General features: G+C 68.0%; 10 protein-coding genes. 3 read left to right on the forward strand and 7 right to left on the reverse strand.

The window, feature by feature from the left end:
* Positions 1 to 6: 6 nt before the first annotated feature.
* From HB681_RS01635 to HB681_RS01665, 7 genes are all read right to left on the reverse strand, one after another.
* Complete coding sequence (locus HB681_RS01635; protein ID WP_256734782.1) at positions 7 to 5,016, reverse strand: non-ribosomal peptide synthetase; 5,010 nt, start codon at positions 5,014 to 5,016, stop codon at positions 7 to 9.
* Complete coding sequence (locus HB681_RS01640; RefSeq protein ID WP_213952995.1) at positions 5,013 to 12,305, reverse strand: polyketide synthase; 7,293 nt, start codon at positions 12,303 to 12,305, stop codon at positions 5,013 to 5,015. Before HB681_RS01640 ends, HB681_RS01635 begins: the two co-directional genes overlap by 4 nt.
* A 368-nt stretch (positions 12,306 to 12,673) precedes the next feature.
* Positions 12,674 to 13,312 (reverse strand): histidine phosphatase family protein, encoded by a 639-nt coding sequence (locus HB681_RS01645; protein WP_213952996.1) that lies wholly within the window; start codon positions 13,310 to 13,312, stop codon positions 12,674 to 12,676.
* Positions 13,313 to 13,337: 25 nt separating this feature from the next.
* A complete protein-coding gene (locus HB681_RS01650) occupies positions 13,338 to 13,982 on the reverse strand; it encodes a DUF4136 domain-containing protein (RefSeq protein WP_213952997.1) in 645 nt (214 codons plus the stop codon).
* An 8-nt stretch (positions 13,983 to 13,990) separates the two neighbouring features.
* The gene (ttcA, locus tag HB681_RS01655; RefSeq protein ID WP_213952998.1) at positions 13,991 to 14,899 is read right to left on the reverse strand and encodes a tRNA 2-thiocytidine(32) synthetase TtcA; all 909 of its coding nucleotides are present in this window, start codon (positions 14,897 to 14,899) and stop codon (positions 13,991 to 13,993) included.
* Between the two features lies 1 nt (position 14,900).
* Complete coding sequence (locus HB681_RS01660; RefSeq protein ID WP_213952999.1) at positions 14,901 to 15,290, reverse strand: dihydroneopterin aldolase; 390 nt, start codon at positions 15,288 to 15,290, stop codon at positions 14,901 to 14,903.
* Positions 15,287 to 16,069 (reverse strand): SDR family oxidoreductase, encoded by a 783-nt coding sequence (locus HB681_RS01665; protein ID WP_213953000.1) that lies wholly within the window; start codon positions 16,067 to 16,069, stop codon positions 15,287 to 15,289. Before HB681_RS01665 ends, HB681_RS01660 begins: the two co-directional genes overlap by 4 nt.
* Positions 16,070 to 16,088: 19 nt before the next feature.
* Between HB681_RS01665 and HB681_RS01670 the strand changes: the two genes are divergently transcribed.
* The 3 genes from HB681_RS01670 (at position 16,089) to HB681_RS01680 (ending at position 20,606) form a co-directional block, all read left to right on the forward strand.
* Positions 16,089 to 17,195 (forward strand): SAM-dependent methyltransferase, encoded by a 1,107-nt coding sequence (locus HB681_RS01670; protein ID WP_213953001.1) that lies wholly within the window; start codon positions 16,089 to 16,091, stop codon positions 17,193 to 17,195.
* A gap of 499 nt (positions 17,196 to 17,694) precedes the next feature.
* On the forward strand, positions 17,695 to 19,599 hold the full coding sequence (locus HB681_RS01675; RefSeq protein WP_345944608.1) for a tetratricopeptide repeat protein: 1,905 nt from the start codon (positions 17,695 to 17,697) through the stop codon (positions 19,597 to 19,599).
* The gene (locus HB681_RS01680; protein WP_213953003.1) at positions 19,596 to 20,606 is read left to right on the forward strand and encodes a dienelactone hydrolase family protein; all 1,011 of its coding nucleotides are present in this window, start codon (positions 19,596 to 19,598) and stop codon (positions 20,604 to 20,606) included. The genes HB681_RS01675 and HB681_RS01680 overlap by 4 nt, the downstream gene beginning before the upstream one ends.
* The last annotated feature ends 42 nt before the right edge of the window (positions 20,607 to 20,648 follow it).

Raw genomic sequence — 20,648 nt, forward strand, 5'->3', positions numbered from 1 at the left:
GCAATCCTAGTTCTTGCGGCCCCAGCCGAGCACGCGGCCGAGCAATCCGCGCTTCACAGGTGCGCGTTCTGTGCCAAATGGCGCAGCCGATGGGTCGAGGGGTGTGCCCAGCTCGGCGGTGGCGAGTTGGCCGAGGTTCTCGAACACGTAGCGGCGCGGCTCGACCCGGAAGCCGAGTACTTGTTCGGCCTGCTGGACGATGCGCATCGCCTGCATCGACTCGCCGCCGAGGTCGAAGAAGTTGTCGGTGCTGCGGATGTCGTTCACGTCGATGCCCAGCGTGCTGGCCCAGAGCTGCGCCAGTTGCGCCTGCTCGGGCAGCAGCAGTGGTTGCACGTTGCCGGGAGACGCCGCGGGCTGCGCCGGCGCGGCCGCGGGCTTGACCTCCGCCGAGCCCTTGCCCAGCCGTTGCAGGTGCGCGGCGGCGGTCGAATCACCGGGCGCGGTGAGGTCGTCGAGCTGGCCGTCGGGCTGCGCGGCGGCCGCACGCAACACCTCGATGTAGCGGTCGCGGAAGGCGGCGGCGGTGTCGCGGCGGTAGATGTCGGCGTTGTAGACCACGGCGCCTTCCAGGCCCTGCGCCTTTTCCATCAGCCAGACACCGAGGTCGTCGGTGGCGCCGCGCTGCAGCAGGTGCATCTGCCGGTCCTGCAGGCCGCCCAGGTCGCGCGGACGTTCGCGGGTGTCCTGGAACGAGAAGAGGGACTGGTAGAGTCCGCCGCCCTTGACGCGGGCCGAGAATTCCGGCTCGGCCACGAGGCGCTCGAAGGGCACCTGCTGGTGGCCCATGACGCCCAGCAGTTCGCGCTTGACGTACTGCAGGAAGTCGCCGAGGCGCTGGCCTTGCTTGACCTCGAAGGCGAGCGGCAGCACGTTGTTGAAGAAGCCCATCACGTTTTCCAGTTCGGGCTGCTCGCGGCCGCGCACCGGCATCGCGATGGTGACGGCGTCGCCCTCGGTCACGCGGCCCAGCATCGCGAGGTAGAGCGCGAGCGTCAGCATGTTCAGCGTCACGCCGTGTTCGAGCGCGACCTGGCGCAAGCGGTCGGCCAGCGTCTTGTCCACGCTGATCCACTGCGTGCCACCCTGGCCGCTCATGCCGGCCTTGCGCGGCATGTCGGTCTTCAGCGCGCTCGGTGTTGGCGCATTGGCGAAGCGGGCCTTCCAGTAGCGCAGTTGCTCCTCGAATTCCGGTTGCTTCAGCCAGTTGCTGTACCAGGCGGCGAAGTCGCCGGCATCGACCGACAACTCGGGCAGGCCGTGCGGCTCGCCCTTCACCAAAGCGCTGTAGATGGTGGCGAGTTCGCTTTGCAGCAGGTCGAAGGACCAGCCGTCCCAGACCAGGTGGTGCGGCACGAACACGAAGGCATGGTCGTCCGGCGCCATCCGGAACAGCGCGGCATGGAACAGCGGCGCGCGGTGGATGTCGATGGGTTGGTCGGCCAGGGTCTGCATGCGCTCGCCGAGTTCGGCTTCGCGCTGGTCGGCCGGGACCGATTGCAGGTCGATGATCGGCAGGTCGAACGCGATGGATGGCTCGATGCGTTGCACCGCTTCACGCGTGGCAGGGTCCACGCCGATGCTGGTGCGCATCGCGGGCTGGCGACGGATGATCTCCTTCAGCGCGGCGGCGAACTTGACGGCGTTGAGCGGCCCGGTGAAGCGGTGCGCCGAGGGCTCGTTGTAGACCGAGCGGCCCGGGTGCAACTCTTCCAGGAAGCGGATGCGCTCCTGCATCGGCGTGAGCGGCGCGCTGGTGCGGCCGGGCTGGTGCGGGATCTGCGTGGTGGTCGCGCCGGCGTCGAGCATCTCGGCGATGACGACGGCCAGTTGCTCGGTCGTCGGCGCCTCGAACAAGGTGCGCAGCGGCACGGTGATGCCGAACGTCCGCCCGAGCTGGGTGGTGAGGCGCGCCGCCAGCAGCGAGTGGCCGCCGAGGGCGAAGAAGTCGTCGCGAATGCCGAGGCCCGGCAGGTTCAGCACCTGCTCCATGGCTTGCAGCACGGTTTGCTCGCGCGGGTTGCGCGGCAGCACGCGCTCGGCAGAATCCACTGCCGCGGCTTGCGGCGCGGGCAGCGACTTGCGGTCGATCTTGCCGTTGGGCAACTGTGGCAATGCATCCAGCGTGACCACGTGCTGCGGCAGCATGTACTGCGGCAGGTGGGCGCGCAGGTGGCGGTCGAAGGCGGCGGCGTCGAAGGTGGCGCCGGGCGTCAGTGCGAGGTAGGCGACCAGGCGCACGTCGCCGGGCCGGTCCTCGCGGGTGATGACCACGCTGCGCGCCACGCCGGGGGCTTCGTTGGCGCGCGATTCGATCTCGCCCAGTTCGATGCGGTAGCCACGCACCTTCACCTGGAAGTCGAAGCGGCCCATGTGTTCCAGCAGGCCGTCGTTGCGCCAGCGGCCCTTGTCGCCGGTGCGGTAGATCAGCGTCTCCTGCCCGTCGATCAGCGTGGTGACGAACTTCTCTGCGGTGAGTTCGGGGCGATCGAAATAGCCCAGCGTCACGCCCGTGCCGCTGATGCAGATCTCGCCGGGCACGCCGACCGGGCAGGCTTGCAGCGCACTGTCGAGGATCCAGATGCCGGTGTTGTCGATGGGCTGGCCGATCGACACGCCGCTCTGCCTGATCTGGTCGCGGTCCATTTTCCAGACGGTCGACCAGACGGTGGTTTCCGTCGGGCCGTACACGTTCCAGACTTCGGCGCAGTTGTCGAGCAGCGCCAGGGCCAGGTCGGCCGGCACGCTCTCGCCGCCGATCCAGCCGCAGATCTGCGGGCCGCCGGTCCATTGCGCATCGAGCAGCAGGCGCCACATGCCGGGCGTGGCCTGCAGCACGGAAACCTTCTCGGTTTCGAGCAGCGCGCGCAATTGATTGCCGTCCATCGACACTTCGCGCGGCACCATGATGATCTCGGCGCCGGCGGTGAGCGGCAGCATCAGCTCGGCCACGGCAATGTCGAAAGAGAGCGTGGTCACGGCGGCCAGGCGGTCGCGCGGGCCGATGCCGGGGGCGCGCTGCATGCTCTGGATCAGGTTCGACACGGCGCGGTGCGGCACCACGACGCCCTTGGGCTTGCCGGTCGAGCCGGAGGTGTAGATCACATAGGCCGGGTCTTCTTCCTGCGCGTCGAGTGCGCTTGGGGCCAGCGCCTCGGCGCTGCCGGACTTCCATTCGCTCTCGGCGTCGATCTCGAACACGCGCTGGGCCGCATCGACGCACCAGCTGCGCGGCGCGCCGGACAGCAGGGCAGAGGTGAGCAGCAGGCTCAGGCGGGCGTCCTCGGCGTAATAGTCGAGCCGGGCCTTGGGGAAGGTCGGGTCGAGCGGGACATAGGCCGCGCCGGCCTTCAGGATGCCGATGAGCCCGATCAACATGTCGAAGCCGCGCTCGATACACAGGCCGACCAGCTGGCCATGGCCGACGCCACGTGCACGCAAGGCATGCGCGAGCTTGTTGGATTGCTCGTCCAGCTCGCGGTAGCTCATGGTGCGCGCGCCGTGACGGATCGCGCGGCGCTCCGGCTGCAGCGCCGCCATGGCGGTGAAACCGGTGTGCATCAGCGCAGGCACGGGCAACGCGGTGGGCTCCGGCTGCATCTCGGCCAGCGCCTGTGCCTCGACCGGCGACACCAGGTTGATCTGTGCCAGGGCCTGCTTCGGGTCCTGTGCGAGCGAACGCAGCAGGGTCTCGTAGATGGAGAGCCAGTGGACGATGGCGGCTTCGTCGAACAGGTCGGTGTTGTATTGCGCCTCGATGCGCATGCCGCCCGCGGCCGGCGTCAGGTTGACGAACAGCTCGAAGTTCTCGAAGGCGCGCGGGATGCTGCGCTGCTCGACTTCGAGGCCGGGGAAGCCGGCGCTCGGCGTCGCATCGCCGTCGACATTGAACAGCACGCTCACCAGTGGCAGGCGGCTCGGGTCGCGACGCACGGCCAGCTTGGTCAGCAGCGAGCCGTAGGTCAGGGTCTGGTGCTCGAAGGCGTCCATCAGCACGCTCGACGATGCGCGTGCAAACGCGTCGAAAGGCATCTTCGGGTCGACCGCGAGGCGCAGCGACAGCGTGTTGACGCAGTGGCCCACCAGCTTGGGCATGTCGCTGGCCAACTGGCCGGCAGCGGCGATGCCGACCACCAGGTCGTCCTGCCCGGTGAGGCGGTGCAGCAGCGCGCCAAAGCCGCTGAACAGCGTGGCGAACAGGCTGACGCCGGTGCCGGCGCCGACGCGGCGCAGTTCGCCGAGCAAGGCCGGATCCAGCAGGTGGTCGACGCGGCGTGACTTGAAGGTGCGGACGGCGGGGCGCGGGCGATCGAGCGGCAACTCCAGCACGGGCAGGTTGCCGCCGCCGAAACGGCCGAGCCAGTAGTCCACGTGCCCTTGCATGGCCGGGCTGGCAGCCTCGACCGCCTCCCAGGCCGCGTAGTCTGCGTAGCCGGTGGCAGGGTCGAGGGCAGGGCCCTCGCCGGTCTGTTCGGCATAGAGCTGTGGCAGTTCCTCGGCAATGACGCCCCAGGACCAGCCATCGCAGATTGCATGGTGTGCGGTCATCACGAGTTCATGCTCGGCCGCGCCCAGCTTGTAGAGCGCAGCACGCAGCAACGGACCTTGTGACAGCGGAAAGGGCTGGTGCATGGCCGCGGCATGTGCGGCGGCCAGGGCTTGTTGCCGCGACGACACGTCACCGGAGCTCAGGTCATGCTGCACCAGCGCGAGCGGCGCGGCTTCGCCGATCACGAGTTGCGTGCCGTCGGCCGAGAAGGTCGCGCGCAGCGACTGGTGCCGCTGGACCAGTTGATCCAGCGCCAGCGACAGCGCCTGCACCTGCAGTGCGCCCCGCAGGCGGAACACCATGGACTCGTTGTAGGCCAGCGAGGCTTCGGCGCTGAGCTGGTCGCCCAGCCAGACCTCGCGCTGGGCTTCGGTGCTGGGAACGATCTGCTCGATCTGGCCCGACGCAAAAGGGTCGAATGCAACCGCGTCGTCGTTTTCAAATGCCATGCTGCTTGCGTCGATCATGGTTGGATCTTGATGAACTTGCCCTGTGCGGAGGGGTCAGGAATGAACCACGCGGGTTGGCCGTCCTTGTCGCGGCCGAGCCGGGCGTTCGGGACGGGGGGATGGGCGGCGTCGAAGCGCTGCACGGCGGCGGCGCGGCGCGGCAGGAATTCAGCTTCCTGCATTTCCGCGATGGATTCCTTGAAGGCCGACTTGATGGTGGCGATGTCCTGCTGCGAATGCGCGGTCGTCATGAAGCAGGGGAAGTTGTCGAGGATGTGCACGCCGCGGCTGCGCATCATCGCGAACAGCAGGTCCTGCAGCGGGTGGTCTTCCAGCCAGTGCACGCGCCACAGCGAGGCAAAGTAGCGGATCTCCAGCGGCGCGCCGACTTCGCGGCAGAAGGCCGTGAGTTCGTCGGCCATTGCGGCCGTGTGCAGGTTGAGTTGCGTCTGCAATGCGTTGCCGGCTTCCTTCAGGTGCAGCAGCGAGGCCTTGCAGGCGGCCAGCGCCAGCGGGTGCCGCACGAAGGTGCCGGCGAAGTAGGTCACGCCCACGGTTGGCACCGAGGCGTCGCCGTATTGCCAGGCACCGCCGTCGAGCGCGTCCATGAACTCGCGCTTGCCGGCCACCACGCCGACCGGGAAGCCGCCGCCGATCACCTTGCCGTAGCAGGCCAGGTCGGCGCGGATGCCGAAGATCTCCTGCGCGCCGCCGAGATGCGAACGGAAGCCGGTGATGACCTCGTCGAAGATCAGGCAGGTTTCGGACTTCTCGGTGATGGCGCGCACCTCGCGCAGGAACTCGCGCGGCTGGAAGTCGGGACGGCGGCTCTGCACCGCCTCGCAGACCACGCAGGCCAGGTCGTCGGCGTTGGCACGGATGAATTCGAGCGATTCCGGCGTGCCGTAGTCGAGCACGCGCACGTCGCCGAACATGCCCTGCATCACGCCAGGCGCGGCGGACATGCCCTTGGCGTTCTTGCCGGCGCGCACCAGCACTTCGTCGAAGGTGCCGTGGTAGGAGCCGCTGAACAGCACGATGGTGCTGCGCCCGGTGACGGTGCGGGCGATGCGGATCGCGGCCATCACCGATTCGGAACCGGTGTTGCAGAGGGCGGCGCGATCGAAGCCGGTGAGTTCGCAGACCAGTTGCGTGACCTCGGCGGCCAGCGGATGCTGCGGGCCGATCTCGTAGCCGGCGTCGAGCTGCTTGCGGACCGCCTCCTGCACGAACTCGGGCTGCCAGCCGAACATGTTCATGCCGAAGCCGTTCAGCACGTCGACGTATTCATTGCCGTCGATGTCCCAGAGGCGCGAGCCCTTGGAGCGCTCGACCACGACCTGGTAGGTGATCTCCTTGGTGGCCGGGCGGAAGCCGTTGACCACGCGCGGATCGGCCATGTGCGAGCGGTTGTCCTGGGTGAAGGCCTTGCTCTTGGCGGTGCGGTCGGTGTAGCGGCGCATGAAGGCGGCCAGCCGCGCGCGCTGGCGCTCGGTCGGGTCCTTGCTCTGCGTGTGGATGCGGGCGATGGCGCCGAAGGCCTTCTTCACGTCGTACTTGATCGGGCCCTGGGGCTCGGACGGGTCGGCGGGGTCGGTTGCGGCGGTGGCGGGTGCGGCGGCCATTGCGACAGGTGCCGCGACAGGCGTTGCGGGTGCGACAGGCACGCTCGCCGCAACGGTGGGGACCACCATGGCGGCCGCTTGCTGCGGTGCGCCGGAGAGCAGCATCAATTGCTGCTGCATGAGTTGCATCTGCTGGGCGATGACCTGCTGCATCAAGGTACCGCCGGCGGCCGGCAGCGCCAGCGCTTGCACCGGCATCGCCTGCATTGGCATGGCGGCCTGCGGCAGGAGCTGTGGCGCGGCGGCGGTCGCCGGGGCAGTCGCCTGGGCTGCGATGGCAGGCGCCGCTGCGGGCGTGGCATCCGGCGGCAGTGTCACGTCGAGGAATTCGCCGAGCGCGTCGAAGCTGCGATAGCTTTCCATCAACTGGCGGAAGCTCAGGTTGACCTTGAAGTGCTTCTTGACCTGGGTGGCGGCCTGGGTCAGCGTGAGGGAGTCCAGGCCCATTTCGACGAAGGGCACGCCGCCGTCGGCGTCGCCCATCTCGATGCCGGAAATCTCCTCGAACAATTCGCGCAGGCGTGCCGTCAGGGCGGCGCGGCGCGCAGGGGCGGCGGTAGTGGGTGGGAGTACGGCAGTCATGGTCGGCTCCGGGAGGGGCTGTGAAAGTGGGGCGGCAAGGGCGGGTGCGGAAGGGGCGATCGCGGCGGCTGGGACAGGGGCCGGCACAGGGGCCGTGGCTGCGATGTCGACCCAGAAGCGCTTGCGCTCGAAGGGGTAGGTGGGAAGACGCAGGCGCAGCTTGCGCGCCCGTTCGTCGAGATTCAGGAGATCGATCTCGACGCCAGTGGCCCAGAGCCGGCCGGCGCCGAGCCGCCATGCGGCGCATTCGTCGGCCGGCTGGTCGCCCAGCAGCGCGACGGCGGGGGCGGGGAAGGACTTGGTCGCATGCTGGCGCACCAGCGTGGCGAGGGTGTTGCGCGGGCCGACCTCGATGAAGGTGGCATACGGCACCTCCGCCATCACGCTGCGCACGGCGGGGGAGAAGCGCACCGCTTCACGCAGGTGGCGGGCCCAGTAGCGCGGGTCGGTGGCTTCGGCGTCGGTCAGCAGGTGGCCGGTCAGCGTCGAGTAGATCGGCAGCGTGGGGGCAGAGAGTTGCACCTCGCGCACCAGCGCCTCGAAGGGCGCCACGGCCGCGTCCATCATGGACGAGTGGAAGGCATGCGAGGTCTGCAGCAGGCGCACCGCGACGCCTTCGGCTTCGAGCGTGGCGCGCAGCGTCTCGATGGCTTCGAACGGGCCGGCGGCGACGCAGGCAGTCGGGCCGTTCTCGGCGGCCAGCGAAATGGCGGTCGGCAGGCGGGCTTCGAGGTCGGCCGCTGGCAGGCGCACGCTGAGCATCGCGCCGGCGGGCAGGGCCTGCATCAGCGCGCCGCGGCGCGCGACCAGGCGGGCCGCGTCCTCCAGCGACATCACGCCGGCCAGCACCGCGGCGGCGAACTCACCGACGCTGTGGCCGATGAACGCGGCCGGCTTCAGGCCGAGCGACAGCAATTGGCGCGCAAGTGCATATTCCAGCGTGAACATGGCTGGCTGGGTCACTGACGTCGGTGACAACGCAGCCAAGTCCGCTGACAACATGCGCTCGCGCATATCGAAACCAAGCACGCCGTCGAAGGCGCGCAGGCATTCATCGAAGGCGGCGCGGAACACGGCGTCGCCTTCATGGAGGCCCTGGCCCATGCGCGGGTACTGCGCGCCCTGGCCGGGGAACATCAAAACGGGTTGCGGCGCCGATGCCGCGACGGTGGCGCTGGCGCGCATCGGCGAATCGGCCTTGCGCAGCGCGGCGACGGCTTGCGCCACGTTGCCCGCGACGACGACGGCGCGTTGCGCGAATGCCTTGCGGCCGACGCGCAGGGTGTGGGCAACGTCGGGCAGCGACACGTCCGGGTGCGCGTCGAGGTGGTCGGCCAGGCGCTGGATCGCGGCGGCCAGCGCGGCGGGCGTGCGGGCGGAGACCTGCAGCAACTGTGGCAGCGACGATGCATCGGAAGGCGCCTGCAGCGGCGCTTCCTCGACGATCACATGCGCGTTGGTGCCACCGACGCCGAATGCGCTCACGCCGGCGCGGCGCGGCTGTTGCGAGCGCGGCCAGGCGGCGCGTTCGTGCTGGACCTTGAAGGGCGTGGCGCTGAAGTCGATGGCTGGGTTGGGCGCGTCGTAGTGCAGCGTGGCCGGGAGGGTCTCGTTCTCGAGTGCCAGCACGGTCTTGATCAAGCCACCGGCGCCTGCCGCCGTGACCATGTGACCGACGTTGCTTTTTAGGGAGCCGATGGCGCTGAAGCCGAGGTCGCTGGTGTAGCGGGCGTAAGCCTGGCGCAGGCCTTCGACCTCGACCGGGTCGCCCATCGGCGTGGCCGTGCCGTGCGCTTCCACATAGGAGATGCTGCGGGCATCGACGCCAGCGTTGGCCAACGCCGCCGATACGACCGCCGCCTGGCCCTTGACGCTGGGCGCCGTGAAGCTGGCCTTGGCGCCGCCGTCGTTGTTGATGGCCGCGCCGCGCAGCACTGCATGGATGGTGTCCCCATCGGCGATCGCGTCGGACAGGCGCTTGAGCAGCACCACCGCCGCGCCGTCGCTGAACACCGTGCCCCTGGCCTGTGCGCTGAAGCTGCGTGTGTGGCCGTCGGGCGACAGCATCGAGCCTTCGTTGTAGAGATAGCCGCTGCGCGGCGGGCAGGTGACGGATGCGCCTCCGGCCAGCGCCATGTGGCATTGGCCGCTGCGCAGCGCATGGAAGGCTTGCGCAATCGCCACCAGCGAGGTCGAACAGGCGGTGTGGATCGCGACGGCCGGGCCGGTGAGATTGAGCCTGTTCGCCACGCGCGTGGTGATGTAGTCCTTCTCGTTGCCCAGCATCACCTGGAACTCGCCGACCGCCTCGATCAGGTCGGGCCGCGTGCTGACGTGGCGCTGGAAGTAGGTCGCGTTGTACATGCCCGCGTAGACGCCGACCGGTTCGACGCATTGGTCCGGCGCATGGCCTGCGCGTTCGAGGCATTCCCAGCACAGTTCGAGGAACACGCGCTGCTGCGGATCCATCAACTCGGCTTCCTTCGGGTTGATGCCGAAGAAGGCGGCGTCGAACATCTCGATGCCGTCGATCACGCCGCGCGCCCGCACATAGGACGGGTCGGCGCGGAGGGCGGCGCTGACGCCGGCGTCGAGCGTGGCGTCGTCGAAGAAGCTGATGCTTTCGCGGCCCTCGACGAGGTTGGTCCAGAACTGCTCGACGTCGGCTGCGCCGGGGACGCGGCAGGCCATGCCGATCACGGCGATGGGTTCCTCGGCATCCTTGCGTGCTGCGGGTGCAGCGGCTTGTGCTGCGGCCACCGGCGTGTCTTCCAGTTCCGCGGCGATCGCCAGCGGCGTCGGGTCGGTGAAGAAGAGGTTGGCGGACAGCGTGCGGCTGCTGTTGCGTTGCAGTTGCGCCAGCACCTTCAGCACCAGCAGCGAGTTGCCGCCCAGGTCGAAGAAGTTGTCGCGGCGGCCGATGCGGTCCAGGCCCAGCGCACTGGCGAAGGCCTCGCAGACTTTGCGTTCGGCCTCGCTGCGCGGCGCTTCGAAGGGCTGGGCAAGTTCGGGGCGTTCGCGGGTCGGCTCCGGCAGGGCGCGGCGGTCGAGCTTGCCGTTGGTCGTGACGGGCAGGCGCTCCAGCCAGACCTGTGCGGCCGGCACCATGACTTCGGGCAGGCGGGCCGCGATGTGCGCGCGCAGTTCGTCCCACGGCACCGGCGCGTCGCTGGCCACCAGGTAGGCCACGAGCCGGGTCTCGCCGCTGGCGTCCGGCCGCGGCACCACCGCACTGGCGCGCACGCCGGGATGGGTGTTGAGGGCGGTCTCGATCTCGCCGGTCTCGATGCGATGGCCGCGAATCTTGACCTGGCCGTCGGCGCGGCCGAGGAATTCAATGGTGCCGTCGGCCAGCCAACGGGCTTGGTCGCCGGTCCGGTAGAGCCGGTCGCCAGGTGCGCCGAAGGGGTCGGGCACGAAGCGTTCGGCCGTCAGGTCGGGGCGCTGCAGGTAGCCGCGCGCGAGGCCGCGGCCGCCGATGCAGAGTTCGCCGACGAAGCCGGCTGGCAGCAGGCCGAGCGTGGGCGAGAGGACGTGCAGCGTGGTGTCGGTGATCGGCTTGCCGATCGGCACCGAGCGCGCATCGGCCGGCAGGTCGTGCGGGATGCGATGCGTCGCGGCGAAGGTGGTGCACTCGGTGGGACCGTAGCCGTTGATCAGCGTCAGGCCCGGCAGCGCAGCCAGCGCGCGGCGCACATGGGCCACCGACAGCGCCTCGCCGCCGGCCAGAAGCTGGCGCAGGCCGGAAAGATGCGCGGGGTTGTCATCGATCACGGCGTTGAACAGCGCGGCCGTGAGCCAGGCGGTCTTGACGCCGTGGCTGCCTATGGTGCGCGCGAGGCCGGCGCCGGTGGGCATGTCCTCGTCGTGCACGACGCAGCAGCCGCCGTTGAGCAAGGGGCCCCAGATCTCGAGGGTGGAGGCGTCGAAGCCCAGCGGCGCCGCATGCAGCATCGGCTCGTCGGCACGCAGGTCCACATAGGCGGCGTCGACGACCAGACGCAGGATCGAGCGATGGCAGATCTCGATGCCCTTGGGTACGCCGGTCGAGCCGGAGGTGTACATGACGTAGGCGCGGGCATCGCCATCGACGTCGATGGCCTGTAGCGGCGCGAGGGTTGCCGCGTCGTCGGCTTGTGCATCGTCGAGCCACAGCGTGACCAGCCCGGAAGGAACGGCCGCGGCGTGTGCATGCTCGCTGACCAGCACCTTGACGCAGGCGTCGGCCAGCATGAACCCGAGTCGCTCGTGCGGGAAATCAGGTTGCACCGGCACGTAGGCCGCGCCGGCCTGGAGGATGCCGAGCAAGGCGGCGATGGCGTCGGGCGAGCGTCCCAGCAGCACGCCGACGGCATCGCCCGCGCGCACGCCTTGCGATTGCAACCGGCGGGCGATGCGTTCGGCGCGCTGGCTCAGTTCGACATAACTCATCGACTGGCCGGCGCCGATCAGCGCCGTGCGCCCGGCCGCCGCGGCCACCTGCTTCGCAAACAGGCCGTGCACTGTGAGCGCGGGATCGTAGGCGGAAACCGGGCGGTTCCATTCGCTCAGCATGCGCTGGCTGTCGGCCGGCGTCACGGCGGGCACCTCGGCCAGCGGCGCATCCAGGTCGGCCAGAAGCGCTCGCAGCGTCGTCGCCAGTGTTTCAAGCAGGTGCGAGGCGGTGGCCGGGTCGGCCTGGCCCGCGGCCGCATCCAGGTGCAGCGCCTGGTGATCGCCGGCCAGGCGCAGTTGTCCCTCGGCGGCGGCGCCGGGGAGGATGGCGCCCATCCAGCCGATCGCGGTGTCAGCCATGCCGCCCTCGCGCCGTGCGGCATCCACGCTGGCGATCCATTCGCGGCAAGTGCCCGCCCGTTCGGTGGGCACGGCGTCAAGCCACAGTTGGCGCAGCAATGACAAGGCCGCGACGTGCGGCGTGCCGGGCAGCCAGCCGGCCTCGGCGGTGGCGCGGCGAAGTCTCTCGCCGAAGGCCTCGTCGAAGCTGTGATGGAGGATGCAAGGGGCCGCTTGGGCGGCGCTGGATCCGGCGACCGGCGGGAACAGGCCGGGCAGCGACCCACCGATCTGCGCGGAGGTCACGGGTTCCTGTTGCGTAGCCATGGAGTCTGGGTCAGTCGGTTAGCAGTTGATTAACATTGGAGCAGTGAACACGCCGCCACTTGCTGCAAGAGAGGAAACATGATGTTTCTGGAGGTAGAAAGTAATGCAAAAGAGTTCATGGCGTGTCCGGTCCCGATATTGCCCTCTTGCAGCCCAAGGCACATTCACCAAATGGGCTGACCGAACGGCCTATTGCGCTGCACAATCTGTGTCAGTCCATATGCAATCGGTTTCGATTGAGTGGTTGACACCGGAAAAACTTCACACTCAAAAGATTCTGCGCCCGGTCACGTAGTTTGAATACGAAAAGCCTCGCACACGGGGCGCTCTCCCACGTAAAAGTTACGGGAAGCTGCCAAATTCCGGATTTAAGGGGCGTTCTCGTCCAGCGCATCACCTGTCAGATGGGTGGTGTCGCTCCAGCCCACGAGGGTGAAGCCCTCCGGCGTCCAGAGCAGGCGGTTGACGGCGGCGTTGCCCAGTTGCCAGGTGCGCGGCGCCTGTAGTTCCTGGCGAGTGGCGGCGCGGTAGAGCACGTCCATGACGCCGCCATGAGCCACCAGCACGATCAGCTCGCCCGGATGGCGCGCCGCAATGGCCGTGGCGGTCATGACCACACGGTCGCGGAAGACGACCAGCGACTCGCCGCCCTCGGGCGCGAAGGCGGTGTCCCGGGTGCGCCAGAGGCGAGCCTGCTCCGGCATCTCGGCCTCGATCCAGGCGAAGGTCTTGCCCTCGAAATGACCGAAGCCGCGTTCCCGCAGCCCTGCATCGCTGACGATGTCGATCCCGTGAGGCGCGGCAATCGCCTGCGCCGTCTGCCAGGCGCGGCTCAGGTCGCTGGCATAGACCGCCGCAATCGGCTCGCTGGCCAGGGCCTCGCCAAGGCGCGCAGCCTGCCAGGCGCCGGTGGCGTTCAAGGGGATGTCGAGCTGACCCTGCAGCCGCGCGTCGACATTCCAGGTGGTTTCCCCGTGGCGAACGGCGATCAGTCGGGTCACATCCATCGGGGCGAGCTTAGAACTTTCTGGTTCAGGGCCGGGGCTGGAGGGGAATATTGACCACTCGCTCGCCCGGCGGCGGATTCGGAAAGCCTTGCAGGGCCGCATCGAACATGACTGCGAGCACGACGCCGCTCGATGCGTAGGGGCCGTCGTTCCGGGCCCTCGTTTCGTAGACCACCTGCCCGGACTTCAGGTCGCGCAGCACGAGGCCCACTTCACGCTCGTACCAAGGGTTGGCAGCAGGCGGGATGAACGCAGACCCGTACCACCCGCCGCCGTACCAGCCGCGTCCGTAGCGAGGGCCGTAGCCGTAGCCGGGCCCCCAGCCCGGACCCCAGCCCCATCCGGGCCCCCAGCCCGGTGGGTAGAGCCATGGATCGGCCCACGGAGAGAGCGTCGCGGCCACGCGGGCCGTGATCTGCGCGCTGTAGACCGCCCGGACGTCGTCGCGCTGCAACCCGACGCGGGCCAACGCGGCGCCGGCCATGCTCTCCAGTTGCTCTTGCTGCGGCTCGGCAGCCTGCTGCGACGGCAGGCGTTCGAACCGGTAGGCGGTTCCGGCAGGCACTGCGTCCAGCTTGGAAAAGCTCTTGACGTTGCTGTCGACCACCCAGGTGGATGCGCAGCCGCTGAGGCTTGCAATCAGGAAGAGGGCCGCCAGCGCACGTCGCATGAGAACTCCTAGGCCATTCGCAGGACCCCGATGCCGGGGGACGGAAGTTCGGGCGGGTCGAAGGCCCTGTCGCCATCCTCGTCGGCCACGCCGGTCGCTTTCAGACCCTTGAAGTCGTGCAGCGTTCCGTCGAGCAGGTGCGAAGGCGCCACGTTCTGCAGCGCGGTGAACATGTTCTCCACACGGCCGGGGTGCTTCCTGTCCCATTCGCGCAACATCTCGCCGACCTGCTTGCGCTGCAGGTTTTCCTGGCTGCCGCACAGGGTGCACGGGATGATGGGGAATTCGCGGTGCTGGGCCCAGCGGACCAGGTCCTTTTCCGCGACGTTGGCGAGCGGGCGGATCACGATGTGCTTGCCGTCGTCGCTCACCAGCTTGGGCGGCATGCTCTTCAGCTTGCCGGCGAAGAACATGTTGAGGAAGAAGGTCTGCAGCATGTCGTCGCGGTGATGGCCGAGCGCGACCTTGGTGGCGCCAAGCTCGTCCGCCACGCGGTAGAGGATGCCGCGCCGGAGCCGGCTGCACAGGCCGCAGGTGGTCTTGCCCTCGGGAATGACGCGCTTGACGATGCTGTAGGTGTCCTGGTTCTCGATGTGGAAGGCCACGCCCAGCTCGCTGAGGTACTTCGGCAGCACTTCCTCGGGGAAGCCCGGCTGCTTCTGGTCGAGGTTGACCGCGATCAGGTCGAAGTGGATCGGCGCGCGGGCTTTCAGCTTCAGCAGGATGTCGAGCATCGCGTAGCTGTCCTTGCCGCCCGACACGCAGACCATGACCTTGTCGCCATCCTCGATCATGTTGTAGTCGACGATGGCCTGGCCGACCTGGCGGCACAGGCGCTTCTCCAGCTTGTGGGTTTCTCGTTCGATCTTGAAGGCGGCGGTCGTCGGGGCGACCTCGTCGATCCAGATGGCGCTCATTTCATTTGCTCCGGAATACTTCGACCCCGACCGCATCGCAGTCGGGATATACGTCGGGTTTGGCGGTGGACACGCGCACGGCGTGCACCTTCGGGTGGGCCAGCATGGCGGCGAGCAGGTCGTCGCACAGCGTCTCCTGCAACTGCACGTGGCCCTTGCTCACGCGCGTGGCGATGGTGCGGCGGATGAAGTCGTAGTCGACCACTTCGTCCAGTTCGTCCGCCTTCGGCGTTGAAAGTTCCAGCGGCACGTAGAGGTCGACGTTGATGATCACGCGCTGCTCGGCCTTCTTCTCGAAGTCGTGCACGCCGATGTTGATCCACACCTCGTAGTCGCGCAGGAACACGCGACGGCACGACAGCAGCAGGGGGTCGAGGGCGGCAAAGGTCAAGGGGTGGCTTTCAGGAGGTCGTCGACCACGAACATGATGTCGCGCTCGGTCGGCACCAGGTGCTGGCCGTTGTCGACGCAGAGGGTGGTACCGGTCACGCTGGGCGTGCCGGCGAGGAAGACGCAGGTCCTGGCCACGTCGGCGGGGTCGATCGGGCGGCGCAGCAGGTTGGCGCGCGCGGCCTTCTCGAAATTGGATGTGTTCTGCGGGCCGCTCGTGAACAGGATGCCCGGCGCCACGCCGCACACGCGCACGGCCGGCGCGAGCGCCTGCGCCTGCAGCGACACGGCGCGTTCCAGCGCGAGCTTGGACACCGTGTACGAGAAGTAGTCCGGGTTCAGGTTGAACACCTTCTGGTCGAGGATGTGGATGGCACAGCGGTCGGCGCCGTCGGCCGGTTGGCGGGCCAGCAGGCGCGCGAAGGACAGCGGCGCGACCAGGTTCACGCCCCACTGCTTCATCGCCGCGTCGGGGTCGAAGTCGAGGGCTGTGTCGGGGTCGAAGGCGGACGCGTTGTTGACGATGCAGTGCAGCGGGCCGTTTGCCGTGACGTGCGCGATGAGCGCCTCGCGTGCCGGTTCGCTCGTGATGTCGGCCTCGATGGCCTCGGCCGCGTGCCCGTCATCGCGCAGTCGCGCGCACAGCGCTTCGGCGGCCTCGCGCGAGGCGCGGTACTGGCACCACACGCGCCAGCCGGCATGCGCGAAAGCCGTGCAGATGGCGGCGCCGAGCCGCTGTCCGCCGCCCGTGACGAGTACGCCCGGAGCCGTTTTTGCCATGCTGATAGATTCCCGTTCCATGAAATTGGAGCCCGGCGCAGAACGCGCCCATCCGTTGACCCGGATTATCGACGCCACGCTCGCCCGCTCGGGCGGCTGGCTGCCCTTCGACCGGTTCATGGCGCTGGCCCTCTATGCGCCGGGCCTCGGCTACTACGCCAACGACAGCCGCAAGTTCGGCCAGATGCCGGAGTCCGGCAGCGATTTCGTCACCGCGCCGGAGATGACCCCGTTGTTCGGGCAGGCGCTGGCCGTGCAGGTGGCCGAGGCGCTGGAGAAAACCGGCACCGACACGCTGTGGGAATTCGGCGCCGGCTCCGGCGCGCTGGCGGCGCAACTGCTCGACGCCCTCGATGCAATGGGGCGTCGCGTGAAGCGCTACCGCATAGTCGACCTGTCCGGCAGCCTGCGCGCGCGCCAGCGCCTGAGGCTCGACCGCTTCGGCGACCGTGTCGAATGGCTCAGCGCCTTGCCCGATGCGATGCAGGGCGTCGTCGTCGGCAACGAAGTGCTCGATGCGATGCCCGTGCAGTTGCTGGTGCGCGTCAAGGGCCGGTGGTTCGAGCGCGGCGTGGTGGCGCACGGCGACGGCTGGGCCTGGGAAGACCGCCCGACCGAACTGCGTCCGCCAGTCGAGCCCGCAGGCCCGCAGGACTACCTCACAGAGATCCACCCGCAGGCCGAGGCCTTCATCGCCACGCTGGCCGACCGCCTGACGCAAGGCGCGGCCTTCTTCCTCGACTACGGTTTCCCGGAGGCCGAGTACTACCACCCGCAGCGCCACATGGGCACGGTGATGTGCCACAAGTCGCACCAGGCCGACCCTGATCCGCTGGTCGACCTGGGTGCCAAGGACATCACCGCCCACGTCAACTTCACCGGCATCGCGCTGGCGGGGCAGGACGCCGGCTTGCATGTGCTCGGTTACTGCAACCAGGCGCGCTTCCTCATCAACTGCGGCCTGGCATCGAAGATGGAACTGGCCCCGCTGGCGCAACGCACGCTGGCGGCGCGGCTCATCCATGAGCACGAGATGGGCGAGCTGTTCAAGGTGATCGGCTTTTCCGTCGGCGAGCCGTGGGACGCCGTCGGGTTCGCGGAAGGTGATCGCTCGCACACGCTGTGATGCTGGCGGCCTACGTCAGCCCGATGCAGTTCGAGCAGGACTGGCTCGCCAATCAACTAAAGCAAGCCAACTCATGAGCTCCGCTATGGGATACGGAATCAGGGGCAAGGTCGCTCAAAGCCTGACCGCCACATGAAAATCGCTATGCGCGCGCATGACACCATCGGTCTCCGTTGGATCGCTTGAGCGATCGCTCGTCGTTCTACCTAAGCTCGATGGCCTCAGTACTGTTAGCGGGCGGCAATCCCCACCTTGCTGAAATCTCGAGCAGTCGGATAGGCCGCCCGAAGGCGGACCCATTCCACCTCAAAATTGAGACGCATGGCGGATTGCTGCAGATAATCTTCGGGCAAGCTCTCGTCTGCCGTCTCCAACGGTGCACCTGAGTGCAACGATCCCGAAGCTTGCGTAGCGAAAGGTCGCGATGTCCCCTGGCGTCAGGCATCGACTTCTGGCCATCTTGGCCGCGGACGCGGCGAGTTACTCGCGCTGGATGTCCGTGGACGACCTCGCGACGCTGAGCGCCTTGGACATCGCGCGGCAGGTTTTCCGCACGGAGGCCGAGGCAAGCGACGGGCGGGTTGTCGACACCGCTGGCGATTCCGTGCTCCTGGTCTTTGAAACGGCCATTGGCGCGGTACGGGCGGCAGCAGCCATCCAACACCATCTCTCGCAGGCACATCACGATTCGACGAGCCTCAGCTTGCGCTTTCGAATCGGTATCCACCTGGGCGATGTCATCGAAAAGGCGGACGGTACCGTCTATGGCGACGGCGTGAACATCGCCGCGCGCCTGCAAGCGATTGCGGAGCCGGGCGGCGTGGTCGTGTCCCAGTCCATCCACGATACGTGCGCGGATCACCTCGGCGCTGCCTTCGAGGACATCGGCCAGCAGCGGGTGAAGAACATCGCCAAGCCCGTCCGTGCGTTCCGCCTGGTCCGTCTGCGGGACGTCCCGGTCAACGCGCACGGCGAAGGACGCGGGACCGCTTCAACGCAGGATGCCGGACGCTGGAGCCTCGCCGGCTGGACAGGCCGACTCGCGTCCTCGAAGCGATGGCGAGTGGGGTTGTCGGGCTTGTTCGGCGCATGCCTCGTCGGCGCAGCCTTGCTGGTTGCGCAAGGCTTCCGATCCGAAGGCGCCAGGCAGCCGCCCCCGGCCGTCGCATCACCCGTGAACATCGACCAGGAGATCATGTCCAGGCGCGCGACTGCCGTGCTCGCCTTCGTCGACAAGCAGGGGGCGAAGTCGAGTTCCACCCTGGGCGACGACCTGGCCGACGCGGTCGCCGCCCGCCTGCTGCGCGACGGCCAGCGCGTGATCGGGCGTGCGGCGACGATGCACCAGGACCCGTCCGCCCCCGACTTCGTTCGCATCGGCCAGGAGCAAGGCGTGCGCTTCGTGCTGGCCGGCCGCATCCGGCGCGAGGCAGACAACATCCAGGTCGACGCCTACCTGACCGAGATCGCATCCGGTGCCGTCTTCCGGCTGCATGAAGACGAGTTCAAGAGCGAGGAGGAAGCCATGCGCTCCGCTTACGGAAGTGCGGTGGTCCGCGCGCTCAACGCACGCTATTACGAGATCGAGACCGTGCGTGCCAGGCTCCCGGGCCATGAGAAGGATCCTGTCGACGTGCTCGCCCTGGCCTTGCGCGACTTGGATCGAGCGAACACGCCGGAAGAGCTGGACCGCGCGCGCAGTCAATTCGAGTTTGCCGCGAACGCCGACCCGGGTTCGGTGGAGGCGTCTTCCGGCTTGGCCCTGGCGCATCTCGCGCAGTTCTATTGCCTGTGCAGCGCCTCGCCCCGCGAAAAGCTTGATGTCGCGGAAAAGGCCGTCAGGCGGGCGTTGGACCTGGCACCGGACAGCCCGCAGAGTCTCGTGGCCTGGGGGGACATCCTCTTTCTGCGGCGGCGGCCCGAAGACGCCCTGCGGGTCTGGCGCAAGGCGCTTGAAATCACGCCGGACTACCAGAACGCACACGTTCGCATGGCGAGCGCGCTCATCAACCAGGGCCAACTGGCGGATGCCCGAGTCCATCTCGCCCGCGTGACGGACCTGCGCCCTTTCCAGATGCGTCGGCAGCAATGGCTGCTTCAAAGCCTTGCCGACGCTTCGTTCTCGCAAGGTCATGACGATGAAGCCTACGAAATCCTCAGGAACTGGACCGCGGAGTTTCCCAACAACGGAAAGCCCTACCTGATGATGGCGGCGATCGATGTCCTGCACGGTCGCAACGCCGAGGCCGCGGCCAACATGGCGAGACACCGCCAGATGCTGCCGCTCAGCACCATCTCCTATGTGGTCCTGACCTACCCGTCCACCAATCCTGGCTTTCTGTCCCAGCGCGAAAGACTGGTGGCCGGACTGCGCAAGGCAGGCCTGCCGGAGGGAGACAAATGACAAGTAAAACGACAACGCCAAAAGCAGCCATCGTCGCGCTGCTGGGGGCGATCCTGGCAACCAGCCTGCATGGCCAGCCGAAACTGCCGGCACCCATCGGCGCACGGCCGGGCGTGACGGTACCCATGAACGAACAGCCCCAGGGGGGCAAGCGCGTGACGTTCAACTCACCGCAGGCGGATGCCACCGATCTCCCCATCGATGCGATGCTCTACAAGCCCGACACCACGGCGCGGGGCGCCGTGGTCGTCGTCAATGCGGCGCCGGGCTGGAGCGACTTCCGGGAGGGCCAGTACGCCAGGGCACTGAGCTCGGCAGGCTACGCCGTGCTCACGATCGACACCTATGGTCCGCGTGGCATCGACGGAACCCAGGCGGACAATGCAAGTCTGAGCACTCTTGTGCAGGCGCGCGACGCCCTTGCGGCGAGACGGTACTTGGTTTCCATCGGCTATCCGGTGGATCGGATGGCCGTCATGGGCACCGGCCGGGGCGGGACGATCGCCCTCCTGGTCGCCGACCGGACATTCGTCCAGAACGAGCGCGAACGCTTCGTGGCGGCGATGGCGATCAGCGCGAGTTGCATCTTCCGTCCGAAGACGCCCAAGCCCGCATCCAGGGTGTTCATCGCCATCGGCGATAAGGACGACGTCGCGGGGGTTCAGCCCTGCAAGGATTTCGCGAGCGAGTTCGCGAACGCCGGCGGACGCGTCGACGTCAAGGTGTACCCGGGTGCGTCCAGCGGCTTCGACGGCCACCCTGGCGTCCTGGGCGTCATCAGGGATCCTTTCATGGAGACCTTCGTGAATTGCAGCGTCGCGGTGGAACCGGACGGACGATCCTCGTACAACGGCAAGACGTTCGCCGAAAGCGACACGGCCGCGCTCATTGGGGAAATGCGCAAATCATGCATCAAGCGCGGCGGATCCGGCTGGACCAATCTCACGCAGAAGGCGGCGGTGACCTTCGACCTGATCGAGTTCCTGGATGCCAACTTCCGTCACTGAGCAAGGCTCAGCGGCTGATCCACGACCCGGTCGGCAGGCCAA

Origin of the sequence: Variovorax sp. dw_954 (genome assembly GCF_018449755.1) — a bacterium.
GTDB lineage: Bacteria > Pseudomonadota > Gammaproteobacteria > Burkholderiales > Burkholderiaceae_C > Variovorax.